Origin of the sequence: Streptomyces sp. NPDC006335 (assembly GCF_040612795.1) — a bacterium.
Classification (GTDB): Bacteria; Actinomycetota; Actinomycetes; order Streptomycetales; family Streptomycetaceae; genus Streptomyces.
Genome location: NZ_JBEXQX010000026.1, coordinates 34807 through 51435, shown reverse-complemented (window position 1 = coordinate 51435; position 16629 = coordinate 34807). Strand labels below are relative to the sequence as shown.

Here is a 16629-nt window from a genome sequence, read left to right as displayed (position 1 = left end):
GTGCTTACTGGTTGCTGCAGGTGGACACCGGGGTGGTGTCCAGCCAGGGCAGGTCGTGGCCCATCCGGTCCCGCTTGGTGCGCAGGTAGCGGAGGTTGTGCTCGCCCGCCTGTACGGGCATCGGCTCCCGCCCGGTGACCTTGAGGCCGTGGCGCAGGAGGGCGTCGGACTTGTCGGGGTTGTTGGTCATCAGGCGCAGGCTGCGCACCCCGAGGTCCTCCAGGATCTGCGCGCCCGCCCCGTAGTCCCGGGCGTCGGCGGGCAGGCCGAGCTCCAGGTTGGCGTCGAGGGTGTCGTGGCCCTGTTCCTGGAGTTCGTACGCCCGCAGCTTGGAGAGCAGGCCGATGCCGCGCCCCTCGTGGCCGCGCAGGTAGACCACCACTCCCCTGCCCTCTTCCTGGATGCGCTCCAGGGAGGCGTCGAGCTGGGGGCCGCAGTCGCAGCGCAGGGAGCCGAAGACGTCCCCGGTGAGGCACTCGGAGTGGACGCGGACCAGGACGTCCTCGCCGTCACCGATCTCGCCGTGGACGAGGGCGACGTGCTCGACGCCGTCGACGGTGGAGCGGTAGCCGTACGCCGTGAAGGTGCCGTGGGCGGTGGGCAGCCGGGTCTCGGCCTCGCGGCGGACGGTGGGCTCGCTGGTGCGGCGGTAGGCGATCAGGTCCTCGATGGAGATGATCGTCAGGCCGTGCTTGCGGGCGAAGGGGATCAGCTCGGGGAGGCGCAGCATCCGGCCGTCCTCGCCCGCGATCTCGACGATGGCGCCGGCCGGGCGCAGTCCCGCGAGGCGGGCGAGGTCGACGGCGGCCTCGGTGTGGCCGTTGCGGGTGAGGACGCCTCCGTCCTTGGCGCGCAGCGGGAAGATGTGGCCGGGGCGGACGAAGTCGGTGTGGTCGGCGTCGCCGCTCGCGAGCAGCCGGAGCGTGGTCGCGCGGTCGGCGGCCGAGATCCCGGTGGTCACACCGTGCGCGCCGGAGGCGTCCACGGAGACGGTGAACGCGGTCTTCATCGACTCGGTGTTGTCGTCGACCATCTGCGGGAGCTTGAGCCGGTCCAGTTCGTCGCCCTCCATGGGGGCGCAGATCAGGCCGCGGCACTCGCTCATCATGAAGGCGACGATCTCGGGGGTGATCTTCTCGGCGGCGACGACCAGGTCGCCCTCGTTCTCGCGGTCTTCGTCGTCGACGACCACGATGGGGCGGCCGGCCGCGATGTCGGCGATGGCCTGCTCGACGGGGTCCAGCGCGAAGTCCTCGAACCCGTCGGTGCTGTAAAGAATGGGTGCGGCGGTCATGCCGGCGCTCCTTCCATGACGGGCCGCGCGGACTGACGCGAGCGCAGCCACCAGTCGCGCATGCCCCACAGGACGAGCGCACCGTAGATGACGTAGACGAAGCCGGAGAAGGCGTAGCCGTTGGCGAAGTTCAGGGGGACGCCGACGAGGTCGACGAGGAGCCAGGCGAACCAGAACTCGACCATGCCGCGGGCCTGGGCGTACATGGCGACGATGGTGCCGACGAAGATGTAGGCGTCCGGCCAGGGATCCCAGGACAGGCTCGGGTAGGCCTTGAAGAGGAGGGCGACGGCGACGGTCCCGACGGCGGCCGCGCCGATCATCGCGGCGCGTTCGGCCCAGGTGGCGAACCGCGGGGCGATGTGGCCGTCGCCGGACTGCCCCTTGTTGCGGTTCCACTGCCACCAGCCGTACAGGGCGACGAGCATGACGACGGCCTGCTTGCCGGCGCTGCCGGTGAGGTGGCCGTAGAAGGCGCCGAAGAGGATGAGGCCGGAGGCGAACTGCACCGGCCAGCTCCACAGGTTGCGGCGCCAGCCGAGGGCGAGGGCGATGAGACCGAGGATGTTGCCGATCATGTCCGACCAGAGGATGTGCTGGCCGAACAGGGTGAAGGCCTCGGTGTTGAGGGAGTTCACTTCCCGGCCCCCTGACTGCTCGCGAGCAGGCGCTCGACGTACTTGGCGACGACGTCGACCTCGAGGTTGACCGGGGCGCCGGGCTGCTTGAGTCCGAGCGTCGTCAGGGCGAGGGTGGTGGGGATGAGGCTGACGGTGAAGTAGTCGGGGCCGGCGTCCACGACGGTGAGGCTGATGCCGTCGACCGTGATGGAGCCCTTCTCCACGACGTAGCGGGAGAGGTCCGCGGGCAGCGAGATCTTGATGATCTCCCAGTTCTCGGAGGGCTTGCGCTCCAGGACCTCGCCGGTGCCGTCCACGTGGCCCTGCACGATGTGCCCGCCGAGGCGCGCGCCGACGGCGGTGGGGCGCTCCAGGTTGACGCGGGAGCCGACGCCCAGGGCGCCGAGGCTGGAGCGGTCGAGGGTTTCGGCCATGACGTCGGCGGTGAACTCGTCGCCCTCGTGGTCGACGACGGTGAGGCAGACGCCGTTGACGGCGATGGAGTCCCCGTGTTTCGCGCCCTCGGTGACGACGGGGCCGCGCAGTCGGAAGCGACAGGCGTCGCCGAGGTTCTCGACGGCGGTGATCTCGCCCAGCTCTTCGACGATTCCGGTGAACACTTCCCGGGTCCTCCCTGCCTCATGGGGGCACGGACTCCGGGGCTGTCGATGACGACAGAATGGACGAGCGGGAACACCGGGGGCGACGCCGGACGCACTCGTCCCTCAGGACGAACGGATACGGCGGCGCGCACGAATGCCCGCCCGCCGCGCACTGCCTCCCATCCGGACTTTAACCGTCGGTCCAGGAATTTCACCTGGTCAACCGGCCGCTGGAAGCGGTCGGGTCGCGGACTGTAACCGCCGGTTCGGACTTTCACCGACCCCGGAGTGCGCTGCTTCTGGTACAGAGCCAGTCTGCCACGCCTGATCGACGTCCATACAGGCGATGGGTGTGGGGTGTCTCACAGGCGGTGTGGATGGACTTGTGCGACGAACCGGATTCCCAACAGGCGGATGGCGCGGATCCATTGACGAAATGGTCTAGTCCTTTTTAGGGTCGCGGTGCGTGGACACCCGTAGAGACGGGCCCGGCGGCGGTGACGACGGCCCTTGCCCGCCGCCGGGTCTCCTTCCCTGGTGGGGACGCGTGCGGCCGGCCCGTCGCCGGGCGGATGTCACATTCCGGAGGGCCAGGCGGTCAGTGGGGGCAGAGGGCGGTCCGTCCGGGAGCGCCCGACGTCCCGGAGGGATGGACGGATGACCACGATCCTGGTGACCGGCGGCACGGGAACGCTGGGGCGGCTCGTCACCGAGCGGCTGCGGGCGGACGGGCACGAGGTGCGGGTGCTGAGTCGGCACAGTCCGCAGTACCCGGTCGATCTGCGGGCGGGCGGACCCGCGTTGGACGCGGCCGTCGCGGGAGTGTCGGCGATCGTGCACTGCGCGAGCACGCAGCGGGGCGGGGACGAGCGCTCGGCCCGGAACCTGCTGGACGCGGCGCGGCGGGCCGGGGTGAGCCATCTCGTGTACATCTCGATCGTCGGGGTCGACCGGGTGCCGTTCCCGTACTACCGGAGCAAGCTCGCTGTCGAGCGGATGGTCGAGGCGTCGGAGGTCGGGTGGACGATCCTGCGGGCGACCCAGTTCCACGATCTGCTCGTGATGTTCTTCCGGGGGCTGGCCAGGCTGCCGGTGGTGTTCGTCCCGGCGGGGGTCCGCGACCAGCCCGTCGAGGTGGCCGAAGTCGCCGCGCGACTGGCCGAGTTGGCGGCGGGGGCACCCGCGGGACGCGTGGCCGACATGGGCGGGCCGCAGGTGCGCACGCTCGCCGATCTGGCCCGTACCTATCTGCGGGCCACCGGGCGGAAGCGGCCGGTGGTGAGTGTGCGGTTGTTCGGGAAGGCGTACGGGGCGTTTCGGGCGGGTGGGCATCTCACGCCCGAACGGGCCGTGGGGAAGGGGACGTTCGAGGACTACCTGCGGGCCGCCGGAAGCTGATCGGGCAGCGTCCCGGCCCCCTGGAGGGGTGCGAACAACTCGTCCTGAGCCCTTTCCCTCGCCGTGAGCAGGGCTCCTCGCAGGACCGCCCCTCCCCCCAGCGCGCTCGCCCGCACCTCGGTGGGCAGCGGTGACATACGGCGGACCCGTCGCTCCACTCTCGCGGCGAGGTCCGCGCGGCCCGCCTGTCCCACCTCGCCGGCCAGGACCAGGCAGCCGGGGTCCAGGATGGCGACGACGGCGGCGACTCCCACGGCGAGGCGGTCCGCGAGGGCGTCGAGGAAGTCCGCCGCGGCACCCGCTACCGCTTCCTCCGCGGCGCCCGCCACCGCTTCCGCCGCCAAGCCCGCAGTCCCTACCGTCGCCGCGCCCGCCGTCCCTACCGTCACTCCGCCCGCCACCCCTGCCGCCGCCGCAACCGCCACCGCTTCCCGGACCACGCTCGCGGCCAGGGGCCCGTACCCCTCCGCCTCGACCGGCAGCCCGTGTCGCTCCGCCAGTTCCACGATCGCCGCCGATCCCGCCAGGGAGTGGAAGCCCCCCTCACAGTCCTGCGCCGAGGGCAGGACCGCCGTCCCCGGCACCGGCAGGAACCCGATCTCCCCCGTGCCGCCCGACGCGCCCCGGCGCAGGGTGCCATCCAGGACGACGGCCGCCCCCGTGCCGTGGCCGAGCCACAGCAGGACGAAGGTGTCCCGGTCCCGGGCCGTGCCCTCGCGCTGTTCCGCCAGCGCCGCGAGGTTGGTCTCGTTCTCGACGTGGACGCGTGTCTCGGGGAGCCGCTCCTGAAGCGCCAGCACCAGGCGCCGGTGCCAGGCGGGCAGCCCGCCGGAGTCGCGGAGTTCACCCGTGGCCGGGTCGATCAGGCCGGGGGCGCCGATGCCGACGGTGTGCAGCGCGGGCACTCCCGCCTCCTTCGCCGCCCGCTCGACCAGCGCGACGGCCTGCTCGACCGCCGGCCCGGTCCCGGTGTCCTCGCCGATGGGCACCGACGCCTCGGTCAGCACCCGCCCCAGCAGGTCGGAGACGACGACGGAGACGCCCTCGGTGCGGACGTCGAGGGCCGCGAGGTGGGCCCGGCCGGCGACGATGCCGTAGAGCTTCGCGTTCGGGCCGCGGCGCCGCTCCCCCGACTCCCCGACCACGTCGATCAGTCCGGCGGCGGCGAGGCGCTCGACGAGGTCGGCGACGGACGGCCGGGACAGTCCGGTGAGCTGCTTCAACTGCCCTGCCGTCAGCGGACCTTCCTGCTGGAGCAGTCGTAGGGCGAGCCGGTCGTTGATGGCCCGGGCGGTGCTCGGGGATGCGGGCATGCCGGGAATCCTCTCAGATCCGCAGTGCCGGATACGCGCTATCTATCAGGCAGGGTTCCTGATAGTTTACGGCGGAAGCAGCGTGGACGAGAAGCCGGGAGGGGCCCGACGATGAGCGATGTGGTGCACGCGCCGGCAGAGGTACGGCGGGCCCGGTACGCCGTGGCCGCCGTGTTCGCCGTGCACGGGGCCGTGACCGGATCGTTCGCGACACGGGTGCCCTGGATCCAGGACCACTCCTCGGTGAGCGCGGGTCAACTGGGCCTCGCCCTGGCCTTCACGGCCTTCGGCGCGTCCTGCTCGATGCCGTTGGCGGCCCGGATCAGCCACCGCTTCGGCAGCCGGGCGGCGCTGCGCGGGCTGATCGTGATGTGGACGCTGTCCCTCGTCCTGCCGGCGCTCGCGCCCAACCTCTACACGCTGTGCCTGGCGATGTTCGTGTACGGCGCGAGCGCCGGCATGGCCGACGTGGTCATGAACGCGCTGGGCGTCGAGGTCGAGAACCGGCTGGGCAAGTCGATCATGTCCGGCTTGCACGGGATGTGGAGCGCGGGCGCGCTGATCGGCTCCGCGGGCGGCACGCTCGCCGCGCATCTGGGAGCGGACGCGCGGGTGCACTTCGCGCTGGCGACCGCCTGCCTCACCGGGCTCGGTGTGCTGGCGTGCCAGTGGGTCCTGGACGTGCAGGCCGGTGCGGACGAGGAGCCGCCGCCCCGGTTCGCGCTGCCCCCGAAGTCGGCCCTGCTGATCGGCACGGTCGGTTTCTGCGCGGTGTTCGCGGAGGGGGCGAGCCTGGACTGGTCGGCGGTGTATCTCAAGGACCGGCTGGACTCCTCGGCGGGACTCGCCGCCGCCTGCACGACCGGCTTCATGCTCACCATGGCGGTGGCACGGATCGCGGGCGACGCCGTGGTCAACCGCTTCGGATCGGTACGCACGGTCCGGCTGGGCGGTGTCCTGGCCGCCGGCGGCGGGCTGCTCATCGTCGTCGCGGGCCATCCCGCGGTGGCCATGACCGGTTTCGCCCTGATGGGTCTCGGCATCGCCGTGGTCGTACCGCTGTGCTTCGCGGCGGCGGGACGCAGCGGGCCCAATCCGAGCCAGGCGATCGCGGGCGTCGCGACCATCACCTACACCTCGGGCCTGATCGCGCCCGGCCTGTTGGGCGGGGTGGCCCAGGCCACCGACCTGACGGTCTCCTTCGTCCTGGTGACCGTCCTGGCCGGCGGACTCGTCGCCTTCGCGGGTGTGCTGCGCGCCGGCGACCGCGACCGCCCGAAGCTCAGTCCTGGGGCCGCAGCAGTTCCCGAGCGGCGACCCTGAAGCCCTCGCTCCAGGGGGCGGGGCGCAGTGTCCCGGCGTCCAGCCGGACCAGCACCCGGGTGCCGCGCGCGTACGTCGTGGCCCCGTCCGCGGAGCAGAACCGGAAACCGTAGGTCAGACCGGTGGTGCCCAGGCGCTCCAGCCACAGGTGGACGGCGTAGGAGCCGCTCCGGGTGACGGGGGCGTCGTAGCTGATCAGCAGCTCCTTGACGACGTTGCAGGCGTCCCCGGCGCTCGCCCAGTCACCGTCGAAGCGGATGCCGCGCTCCTGCCAGAACTCGGTCCAGGCCCGCTCGACGAGCAGCGGGTAGCGGGCGTTGTGGAGCATGCCCAGGGCGTCCAGGTCGTCGAAGTGGACGGTGACCGGGATCAGCCGACCGTAGGACAGGGCGGGGGCGAGGGCGGCTTCGGCGGTCACGGGTGGAACTCCTGGGTGTATACGGCAACGACTCCTATCCTAAGCGGTCGCTCACCCCTAAGTCGGAGTGCCCCTCAGGGAACTGCCAGCTCATAGGCGTACGACGGGCTGAACGTGCCCGGTGTGCCCTTGCAGCCGTCGGACTCCCCGGGCAGCTTCACCCACAGGTAGGCGTCGATCCCGGGCTCGCCGGTGTCCAGGGTCGGGGGCCGGCCGATCTTCCGGCCCGCGGGGTCGCACCACTGGCCGTCGGGCGGGGCGCCGTTGCCGTTGCGGCTGGTGTCGATGACGGCACCCAGGCCCGGCGGTCCGCCCAGAGCGGCGAGGACCTGACGGTCGTAGGCGATCTCGGCGGGCGTGGTGTGGAAGTTGGAGACGTTGCTGAAGATCCCGTCGGAGGAGGCGGCCGAGGCGGCGCCCGCCTGTTTCAGCAGGGCTGCCTGCTCGGCCGCCGGACGCCAGCCCGAGTGGCCGGCGTCGTAGTAGACGCGGGCCCTGGGGTTCGCCGCCTTCAGGACGCGACCCGCGCGGGCCAGCGAGGCGAAGCGGTCGGCGCGAGCCGCGGCTGGGAGGCACTCGGACTGGGCGATCGAGTCGGGCTCCAGGACGACGACGACCTCGCCGGAGCCGAGCCCCGCGGCGAACCGGTCGATCCAGGCGTCGTACGCGTCGAGGTCCGGTGCCCCGCCCTGGGAGGCGCCGCCGCAGTCGCGGTCCGGGATCGCGTACGCCACGACCACCGGAACGCGGCCCCGCGCGGCGCCGCCCGACGTGACGGCACGCACCCGGGACGTGATGGTCGCGGGGGTGTGGTCGGCGAACCAGACCGCGGCCGGCCGGTCGGCGATGCGGGTCTCTATGACGTCGGCACGCCGGTCGCGCGGGTGGGCCCGCACCCAGTCGAGCACCTGGGAGTCGGGGTGGCGGTAGAGGCGGGTGACGGCGGCCGTCCGGGCCTTCGCGGAACCGGAGTCGGCCTTCCGGGGAGACGGGGACGCACTCGCCTTCACGGAGGCCGGGGCGGAGGCGGAGGGAGAGGCCGGTTCGGACGCCGAGGGCACGGCGGACGGCGAACTCGGGCCCGGGCGCGGGGAGCCGCTCACGAGCGCCGGTCGCGCCTCGTCGGACCCGTCGCGGTCGCCGATCGCGGAGAGCACTCCGGTCGCGGTACCGAGGACGACCACCACGGAGGCCGCCGCGACCATCACACCGCGGCCCATGGCACGCCTGCGTGCGGCGCGGCGCGCGGCCAGCCGCTGGGCACGTAAGCCTGACACCCTGTCGCTCCCCCCTCGCGCGACGGGCGCGTTCCCCCGTTCTGGGGAAGCGTCGGGCCCGCCGGTACCCCGGCCAGCCTAGGACTGGGACCCTGCGGCCATGGCGCAATGGGAACAGTTCACCCCTTCACTCGACACGGTCGTCGCCCGGATGCGCGCCCTGGACGAGGCCCTGCCGGAACGGGACGGCCTGGCGGTCTTCAACCGCGTCTACCTCGCCGTCACCGAAGCGGTCGACCGGTGCGTCGACGGGGGCCGGTTCCCGGACGCGCGAGCCGCGATCACGCTGGACGTGCGGTTCGCCGAGCGCTATCTCGCGGCCGTGGACGCGGCCGCCCGCGAGCGCCGTCCGCCGGCCTGCTGGCGGCCCCTGTTCCAGTTCCGCCGTCATCCCGGGGTACGCCCCCTGCAGTTCGCGCTCGCGGGCATCAACGCGCACATCGGGCACGACCTGGCGCTCGCCGTGGTGGACACCTGTCGTAGCCTCGGCTGCGAACCCGCCGACGTGGAGGACGAGTTCGACCGCGTGGGAGATCTCCTCGTCTCGCTGGAGGAGCGCATCCGCGAAGATCTGATGCCCGGCCCCGACCTCCTCCAGATCGCCGACCCGCTCACCCATCTGCTGGGCTCCTGGAGCCTGGAGCGCGCCCGCGACGCCACCTGGACCGCGGCCCGGGCGCTGTGGGCCCTGCGCGGACTGCCCGACGTGGCCGGGGAGTTCACCGAACGGCTGGATACGGCCGTCGGCTTCGCGGGCCGCATGTTGCTCACGCCCCTCCCGGATTAAGTTGACCCTTAAACCGACGCAGAGGAGCGTACGCATGGCCATACGGCTGGGACTGAGCCTTCCCCAAGCACGGCAGTACGACATCGGACGTGACGTGCCCGACGTGGCCCGCACCGCCGAACGGATCGGTTACGAGAGCCTGTGGGTCTACGAGCGGGCCCTGTTCCCCGAGCCCGCGACCCAGGGCCTGTACGGCATCGAGGGGCTGGCGTGGCCCGACATGTACCGCGGTGTCCCCGACCCGCTGGTGACGCTGACCCTGGCGGCCGCGTCGACCGAGCGGGCCCGGCTCGGCACGAGCATCCTGGTGGCTCCGCTGCACAACCCCTTCCAGCTGGCCAAGTCCCTCGCGACACTCGACGCGGTGAGCGGCGGCCGGGTGCTGGCGGGCCTCGGCACCGGCTGGTCGCTCGACGAGTACGCCGCGGCGGGCGTGGCGCCGTTCGAGGAGCGGGGCCGGGTACTGGACGAGATCATCGGCGTCTGCCGGGCGGTATGGGGCCCGGACCCGGTGACGTACGACGGCGAGATCACGAAGATCGCCTCGGCCGTGGTGGGGCCCAAGCCCGCCCGTCCGATCCCGATCCTGCTGCCCACCAACAGCAGGAAGGCGATGACCCGGCTCGTCGACCGCGCCGACGGCTGGATGCCCATCGCCATGGGTGCCGACCAACTCGCCAAGCAGTGGCGGCAGTTGCAGGAACTCGCGGCCGAGCGCGGCCGCACCGACGCGATCGAGACGATGGTGCGGATCAACGCACGGCACTCCCCCAAGGCCTACGACGGCGCGGACCGCTCCCCCTTCCAGGGCAACACCGCGCAGATCGTCGAGGACCTCGCGGCCCACGCCACCGGCACCGGCCTCGACGCGTTCTTCTTCGAACTCCAGGGCAGCGCACGGGACGCCGAGGAGCTCAAGGACGTGGCCGCCGAGGTCTACGAAGCGGTCCGCGCGGCCGGGATCTAGCCCCGCGACGCCGGCCTGGCCCGAACGACAGGCTTCAGTCCTCGGGCAGTCCTGGTCCGAACGACAGGCTTCAGTCCTCGGGCAGTCCTGGTCCGAACGACAGGCTTCAGTCCTCGGGCAGCTCGACCGGCGCGATCTCCTCGTACAGGTCCCCCGGGCCCGGATTGGTCGCGTCGGTCTCGCCGCCGAAGTGGTGCATGACGCCCCAGACCGCGTTCAGCGCGGTCTGGATCGCGCCCTCGGCCCAGCCCGCCGTCCAGGAGATGTCGTCGCCGGCGAGGAAGATGCCCCGCTTGTCCTCGGGCAGGCGGTCCTGCATGAAGTGGGTGAACAGGCGCCGCTGGTAGCGGTAGTGGCCGGGCAGGTTGGCCTTGAACGCGCCCATGAAGTAGGGCTCGTTCTCCCAGGAGACGGTCACCGGGCTGCCGATGACGTGCTTGCGGATGTCGACCTTGGGATAGATCTCGCCGAGCGACTTCAGCATGACCTCCATCCGCTCGTTCGCGGACAGCGGCAGCCACTTCAGACTGTCGTCGCACCAGGTGTAGGAGAGGCAGATGACGGCGGGCTTGTCGGGGCCGTCGTCGAGGAGATAAGTCCCGCGTGTCATGCGGTCGGTGAGGGTCATCGACATGACGTCCCGGCCGGTCTCCTCGTCCTTGTCCAGCCAGAACGGCCGGTCGACCGGGACGAAGAGCTTCGACGACTCCATGTAGTGGGTGCGCTCGATCGCCGTCCAGTGGTCGATCGGGAAGAGCGAGTCGTCGCAGGCGATCTTGGACAGCAGCATCCAGGACTGCGCGGTGAAGATCGCCGCCCGGTAGGTGCGGATGTCGCCCCGCGCGTCCGTCACGGTGATCCGGTTGCCGGCCGTGCGGTGCAGACGGGTCACGGCCGGGCGGGGCTCACCGCCCTCGTGCAGGCTCGCCAGCGAGGTGCCGTACGGCCAGTGCACGATCTTCTCCGGCGCGCGCTCCCACAGCCTGAGCGGCAACTGCTGCGAGCCGCCCACGATCCCGCGGTGGTGGTCGTCGGCCTCGGTGTAGACGACCCGCAGGATCTCCAGGATGGAGTTGGGGAAGTCGGTGTCCCAGCCGCCGGTGCCGAAGCCGACCTGGCCGAAGATCTCGCGGTGCCGGAAGGACTTGAAGGCCTCGGAGTCGCAGAGGAAGCCGTAGAAGGTCTGGTTGTCGAGCTTCTCGACGAGCTTGCCCCAGATCTCGCGGATGCGCGGCACGTCCCGCTCGCGCAGGGCGCGGTTCATGTCGGTGAAGTCGGCGCCCTCCTCCAGGCACCTGTTCCAGGCCTCGGCGACATCGCGGTAGACCTGCGGGAGGTCGGCGATGGTCTCGGCGTAGTGGGACTCGCCCTTGAGGTCGACGACCGTCGAAGGGGTGGCCTCCGCGAGGGGGTTGGGGAAGGGGCGGGTCTCCAGGCCGACGAGGTCGATGTAGTGCTGGAGCGCGGTGGAGGAGGGCGGGAAGCGCATCGCGCCCATCTCCGCGGTCAGCGTGGGATCACAGCCCTCGAAACCCACGGTCCGCAGTCGCCCGCCGATCCGGTCGGCCTCGTACACGACCGGCTTGAGGCCCATTTTCATCAGCTCGTACGCGGCCACGATCCCGGAGAGACCGCCGCCGATCACCGCGACCTCGGTGCCGTGCTCGGTCGCCGGTATCTGGCCGAGACCGGCCGGGTGGGCGAGGAAGTCGTCGTAGGCGTACGGGAAGTCCGGTCCGAACATGGTGATCGGCGGCTGCTGCTCGTCTGCGTGCTCGACGGCGTTGGGCACGGTGGACGTCATGGGGTACGGACTCCTTGGAACAAAGGGGTGGTTCAGACGAGGGACCCGTAGAGGCCGGGCCGGCGGTCCGTCAGGTAGGGGTTCGCCGTACGGGAGGTGGTGAGGAACGCGGGGTCGGCGTCGGCGAACACCAGTTCCTCGGCGCGTCCGGCGCGGGCACGGGCCACCCCGTCGGGGCCGGCCAGCGAGGAGAGTCCGACGAACTCGAACTCCCCTTCCCGGCCGACCCGGTTGACGTAGGCGACGTACATCTGGTTCTCCCAGGCCCGCACCGGCACGAGGGTCTCGGCGACGAACTGGAACGGGTGCATCTGGGCCGTCGGCACGATCAGGAGGTCGGTGCCGGCGAGGGCGTGGGCGCGGACGTTCTCCGGGAACTCGACGTCGTAGCAGATCATGAGGCCGACGGTGAGCCCGCCCAACTCGGCCTGGACCACCGGCTGTTCGCCCGGCTCGAAGTGGTCGCGCTCGAAGCAGCCGAAGAGGTGGGTCTTGCGGTAGTTGGCGAGACGGGCGCCGTCGGCGGAGATGAGCTGGGCGGAGTTGAAGACCGCGCCGGCCAGGCGCTCGGGATATCCGTACGCGATGGCGATCCCGTGCCGCTCGGCGATCTCCGCGACCGCGTCCGCCGAGTCGCCGTCGGCCGCTTCGGCGAGGCGGGCGATGTCGTCGCCGATCGCGTACCCGGTGAGGAACATCTCCGGAGCGGCCAGCAGCCCGGCACCCGCGGCGGCGGCCCGGCCCGCGGCCTCGTCGAGGACCTTGAGGTTCCCCTCGACGGAGCCGGGGCGGCCGGAGCTCTGGAGCAGGGCGGTGCGCATGCGTGATCCTCACCGGGCGGGGGTGGATGTGGGGGCCATGTGGAAGGGCCACGTAGACGGTACGGGCCGCTCACGAGGGCGGACAAGGAGCAGCCGTTGCGCGCCGATGAGCGGTTCGTTGCGTGTGCGGGGAGCCGGACGGCGATTCGTTGCGCGCCACCCCCGAGCCGCGCAACCTGCCCCCCTGCGCCCCCGGCCCCCGGCCAACGCCCGTCAGGCCCGCCGCCCCCACACCCCCAGAACCATCGCCGTCACCAGATACGGCACGGACAGGATCACGAACACCGTGCTGTGCGCCAGGGACGCCCCGAGCAGGGTGTACAGCGCGAACACGGCGACCGTGACCAGCTCCGTCCCCAGGCTCGCCACCGACGTCAGCGTGGCCCGGCGGGCGTCGTCGATGCGGTGCTGGAGGCGGACGTCGGCGAGCACCTCGGCCAGTTGGAAGCCGGCGAAGGCGAGGCCCACGAGGGCGATCCCGGCCGGGGTCCGGACCCCCGCGCCCACGGCCAGGGCGAGCGCGGCACCCGCGATCAGGGCGGCGAGGCCCCGGGTGCCGAGGCGTTCGGCGGGGCCGGCGAACAGGCTGCCGACCGTCACGGTCGCCCAGACCAGCAGGACCATCCAGGGCACGGTCGCGTCGGCCACGCCGAGGTCGCGGATCAGCAGCGAGACGTACTCGTCGAGCGCGCCCCACACCGCGGCGACGGCCGGGACGAGCAGCAGGGCTCCCTGGACGGGACGGTTGCCGCGGGCCTCGGCGATCCCGGCCCGCAGCGTGGCCGACCAGCGTGTGCTCCCCTTCTCGGCCGGTACCCGGTGTTCCGGCAGCCGGGTCGCCGTCACCGCGGCCAGCAGACAGGCCAGGACGCTCGCGGCGCCCACGGCCTCGTAGCCGCCCAGCGCGAGGACCGGTCCGGCGAGGCCCATCGCGGCGACCGTGGCCAGCAGCCGTGCCGCCCTGGTGCGCCCCATCACGCGCGCGTACCGCCCGGCGGCCCCGAGCCGTTCCAGTTCGTCGTAGACCAGGGCTTCCAGCGAGCCGGAGCCGAGCGCGCCGCCGGCTCCCCACAGGACGAAGCCCAGCGCGAAGGCGCCGTACGACGGCACGGTCACCCACAGCGTGAAGCCGGCGGCCGTGAGCAGCGGGCCGAGCCACAGCAGTCGGCGCCGCGAGACGGTGTCCGCCCAGGCGCCGGAGGGCACCTCGAGGACGACGGCCGTCAGGGACCACAGCGCGAACAGCGAGGAGATCTGCCAGAGCGGCAGGCCGGTGTCGGCGAACAGCAGCGCGTACACCGGGTAGAGCAGGACGAGGTCGTCGAGGAACGCGTAGCCGTACAGCGTGGTCGTCAGCCGGCGGACGCCGGTCGCGGGCACACGTGCGGGTGAGAGTGTCATGAGGCCTTCCCGGAAGGGCGGTTCGGACGTCGTGGGTACGGCGTCCGAGGCGGCCCTCGGGAGGCACGGCTGGTGGATCAATGTCGCCAGGTCATGGCACCGATGCTAGACAGTCGCGGGCCCGCTGCCCAGCGAAAATGTGGTGATCACGGCGGCGTGGTCGGACGGCCAGTCGTTGTCCTCGACATCAGGCCAGGTCCGGGGCGTGCCGCTGACGTACGTCCGCGAGTCGAGAACCCTGAGCCCCCGGTGCAGCACGAAGTCGATCCGGTTCTGCGGCTCCGGGGGCGCGTGCACCGGGGACCAGGTATGCCCCGGGTCCCGTACGGCGTCTGGGCGGGCCTGCCGGAAGGAGTCCCGGAAGCCCGCCTCCTCCGCCGCCTTCGTCACCGGCCATTCCACGTCCGGCCGGTCCAGGTGGGAGAGGCAGTTGAAGTCCCCCACGAGGACGGCGGGCGCCGCGTCCCCGATCCGGCGCAGGGTGTCCCGCAGCTGCCCGAGCCACACCTCCTCGTGGGCGAGCGGCTCGGCCGCGTAGGGCCCGTACCGCTCGGAGTCGAGGTGGACCGTCCAGACCTCGACCTCCCGCTCCCCCACGGCGATCCGCGCGCCGGCCGCCCCGTAGAACCCGACGTCCGGGTCGCCCAGCACGGCGGTGATCGGGAAGCGGCTGATGACGCCGAGGTTCGTCCCGGCCCGGTGGTGGTGCCAGCCCAGCGCCTCGGCGAGTTCCTCGGCCGCGCTGCCGTACGTTTCCTGGAGCCCGACCACGTCCACGTCGGTCTCGGCGATGACCTTGAGCTGCTTGGCCCGGTGGTCGTGGACCTTGGTGCCGCCGTACCAGAGGTTCCAGGTCATCACGCGAATCCGGTGCGGCAGCAGAGCGCGCAGCCGGGCCACGGTGACGCCCTCCAGGCCGGTCAGGACCGTGCGCCCCGGGGCCGCCTCGATGGGGGCCAGTGAGGGCACGGCGAGGACCGCGCAGCCGGCCGCCTCGGCGGAGCGGACGCCGGTCTCGGTGTCCTCCACGGCCACGCACCCCGAAGGGTCCACGCCGAGCGCGCGGCAGGCGGCGAGGTAGGGGTCGGGGGCGGGCTTGGTGTGCTCGGTGTCGTCGGCGGTGACGGAGACGGCGAACCGGCTCGCGCCGCCCAGGGCTTCGAGGACGGTGTCGGCGACGGCCCGGGGGGAGGCCGTCACCAGGGCGGTGGGGACGCCCTCGCGGGCCAGGGCGTCGAGCAGGTCGAGCGCGCCGGGGCGGGGCACGACACCGGTGCGGACGCGGTCCGCGAACTCCCGGTGCAGGGTGTCGGCGAGGTCGGCGGCCGGGGTTGCGGTGGCCGTGGCCAGCCAGGCGGCGGTGTGCTCGACCGGGCGGCCGAGCACGTCCGGCCGGTCCGCCTCGGTCAGGGCCCGCCCGGCGACCTGCTCCACCGCCTCCCACCAGAGCCGCTCGGTGTCGACGAGCGTGCCGTCCATGTCGAACAGGACGGCCTGGAGGGGGAGTCGGGTCACGGTTGTCTCTTTCGTGGGGGGATTCATACGAGGGGGATCAGCGGGTCCGCTCCGCCACCAGCACCGGCCGGCCGGGCAGCGACACACTCACCGCGGAACCGGCGGTCAGCTCGGCGGCCTCATGGGCGGGCACGTCGGCCTTGACCTCGGTGCCGTCGGCGAGCCGGACGGTGACCCGGACGGCCGCGCCCAGGAAGGACGTGGCGACCACGCGGGACTTCCCGTCGGCCTCGGCCCGCACCCGCACGGCCTCCGGCCGCACCAGGACATCCACCTCGCTCACGTCCGGTACCGGGCCGTCGACGGGCAGCCGCTGCCCGAGCACGTCGACCGTGCCCTCGGTGAGCCGCCCCGGGATCCGACTCATCGTGCCCACGAACTCGGCGACGAAGGCGGTGGCGGGACGGCGGTACAACTCGCTTGGCGGCGCGCACTGTTCGAGCTTCCCGGCGTGCATCACGGCGACCCGGTCCGCCATGGACAGGGCCTCCTCCTGGTCGTGGGTGACGAACAGGGTGGTGATGCCGAGCTCCTGCTGGAGCCGTCTGATCTCCTCGCGGAGGCTGAGCCGCACCTTGGCGTCCAGCGCCGACAGGGGCTCGTCGAGGAGCAGTACGCGCGGGCGCAGGGCGAGCGCGCGGGCCAGCGCGACGCGCTGCTGCTGGCCGCCGGAGAGCTGGTGCGGGAACCGCCCGCCCTTGTCGGCGAGCCCGACGAGGTCCAGCAGCTCGGCCGCCCTGGAACGTCGTTCGGCCGTACGGACCTTGCGCATCCGCAGTCCGAAGGCCACGTTGTCGAGCGCGTCGAGGTGCGGGAAGAGGCTGTACGACTGGAAGACCATCCCGGCGTCCCGGCGGTGGGCCGGCACCCGGGTCACGTCCTCGCCGTCCACCAGCACCTCGCCGGAGTCGGGGTGTTCGAAGCCGGCGAGCATCCGCAGGGCGGTGGTCTTGCCGCAGCCGGACGGGCCCAGCAGGGCGAGGAGTTCACCCGGCCGAGCGGTCAGGTCGAGTCCGTCGAGGGCGACGGTCGGGCCGAACTCGCGCCTCAGGCCCCGGAATTCGACGGTCGCAGCAGTTTCAGGCATGG

General features: G+C 72.3%; 15 protein-coding genes and 1 riboswitch. Of the genes, 4 read left to right on the top strand and 11 right to left on the bottom strand.

The features are described 5' to 3' along the window. Positions 1–4: 4 nt before the first annotated feature. From ABZ098_RS41160 to ABZ098_RS41150, 3 genes are read right to left on the bottom strand one after another with little or no spacing between them, the layout of a single operon-like run. Positions 5–1294, bottom strand: a complete 1290-nt coding sequence (locus ABZ098_RS41160; RefSeq protein ID WP_356599500.1) for a bifunctional 3,4-dihydroxy-2-butanone-4-phosphate synthase/GTP cyclohydrolase II — start codon at positions 1292–1294, stop codon at positions 5–7. Next, positions 1291–1932, bottom strand: coding sequence for a nicotinamide mononucleotide transporter family protein (locus ABZ098_RS41155; RefSeq protein WP_356599498.1), 642 nt, complete (start codon positions 1930–1932; stop codon positions 1291–1293). The genes ABZ098_RS41160 and ABZ098_RS41155 overlap by 4 nt, the downstream gene beginning before the upstream one ends. Continuing rightward, on the bottom strand, positions 1929–2534 hold the full coding sequence (locus ABZ098_RS41150; RefSeq protein ID WP_284438082.1) for a riboflavin synthase: 606 nt from the start codon (positions 2532–2534) through the stop codon (positions 1929–1931). The genes ABZ098_RS41155 and ABZ098_RS41150 overlap by 4 nt, the downstream gene beginning before the upstream one ends. Before the next feature lie 147 nt (positions 2535–2681). Further along, positions 2682–2812, bottom strand: a riboswitch (FMN riboswitch). Between the two features lie 361 nt (positions 2813–3173). Here ABZ098_RS41150 and ABZ098_RS41145 point away from each other — a divergent pair. Beyond that, entirely contained in the window at positions 3174–3914 is a 741-nt protein-coding gene (locus ABZ098_RS41145; protein WP_356599496.1) for an NAD(P)H-binding protein, read from the top strand. Here ABZ098_RS41145 and ABZ098_RS41140 read toward each other — a convergent pair. Beyond that, on the bottom strand, positions 3890–5227 hold the full coding sequence (locus ABZ098_RS41140) for an ROK family transcriptional regulator (protein WP_356599494.1): 1338 nt from the start codon (positions 5225–5227) through the stop codon (positions 3890–3892). The genes ABZ098_RS41145 and ABZ098_RS41140 overlap by 25 nt on opposite strands. Positions 5228–5338: 111 nt before the next feature. Between ABZ098_RS41140 and ABZ098_RS41135 the strand changes: the two genes are divergently transcribed. Beyond that, entirely contained in the window at positions 5339–6550 is a 1212-nt protein-coding gene (locus ABZ098_RS41135; RefSeq protein ID WP_356599492.1) for an MFS transporter, read from the top strand. Here the strand turns inward: ABZ098_RS41135 and ABZ098_RS41130 are convergent. Then, entirely contained in the window at positions 6510–6968 is a 459-nt protein-coding gene (locus ABZ098_RS41130) for a thioesterase family protein (RefSeq protein ID WP_356599490.1), read from the bottom strand. The two genes, ABZ098_RS41135 and ABZ098_RS41130, sit on opposite strands and share 41 nt — an antisense overlap. A 74-nt stretch (positions 6969–7042) precedes the next feature. Beyond that, positions 7043–8173 (bottom strand): glycoside hydrolase family 6 protein, encoded by a 1131-nt coding sequence (locus ABZ098_RS41125; RefSeq protein ID WP_356599599.1) that lies wholly within the window; start codon positions 8171–8173, stop codon positions 7043–7045. 172 nt (positions 8174–8345) lie between these two features. On the opposite strand from ABZ098_RS41125, the gene ABZ098_RS41120 reads away from it, so the two are divergent. Both ABZ098_RS41120 and ABZ098_RS41115 read left to right on the top strand, forming a co-directional pair. Next, entirely contained in the window at positions 8346–9032 is a 687-nt protein-coding gene (locus ABZ098_RS41120) for a DUF5995 family protein (RefSeq protein ID WP_356599488.1), read from the top strand. A 34-nt stretch (positions 9033–9066) separates the two neighbouring features. After that, entirely contained in the window at positions 9067–9999 is a 933-nt protein-coding gene (locus ABZ098_RS41115) for an LLM class F420-dependent oxidoreductase (protein ID WP_356599486.1), read from the top strand. A 106-nt stretch (positions 10000–10105) separates the two neighbouring features. On the opposite strand, the gene ABZ098_RS41110 is transcribed toward ABZ098_RS41115, so the two are convergent. From ABZ098_RS41110 to ABZ098_RS41090, 5 genes are all read right to left on the bottom strand, one after another. Continuing rightward, entirely contained in the window at positions 10106–11803 is a 1698-nt protein-coding gene (locus ABZ098_RS41110) for an NAD(P)/FAD-dependent oxidoreductase (RefSeq protein WP_356599484.1), read from the bottom strand. A gap of 32 nt (positions 11804–11835) precedes the next feature. Continuing rightward, a complete protein-coding gene (locus ABZ098_RS41105; protein WP_356599482.1) occupies positions 11836–12624 on the bottom strand; it encodes a carbon-nitrogen hydrolase family protein in 789 nt (262 codons plus the stop codon). Between the two features lie 213 nt (positions 12625–12837). Further along, positions 12838–14025: an MFS transporter gene (locus ABZ098_RS41100; protein WP_356599480.1), complete on the bottom strand. Its 1188-nt coding sequence runs from the start codon at positions 14023–14025 to the stop codon at positions 12838–12840. Positions 14026–14130: 105 nt separating this feature from the next. Then, positions 14131–15540 carry an HAD-IA family hydrolase gene (locus ABZ098_RS41095; protein ID WP_356599478.1) on the bottom strand — a complete coding sequence of 470 codons (1410 nt, stop codon included), beginning with the start codon at positions 15538–15540 and terminating at the stop codon, positions 14131–14133. Positions 15541–15577: 37 nt separating this feature from the next. Continuing rightward, positions 15578–16627, bottom strand: coding sequence for an ABC transporter ATP-binding protein (locus ABZ098_RS41090; protein ID WP_356599476.1), 1050 nt, complete (start codon positions 16625–16627; stop codon positions 15578–15580). Between the last annotated feature and the right edge of the window lie 2 nt (positions 16628–16629).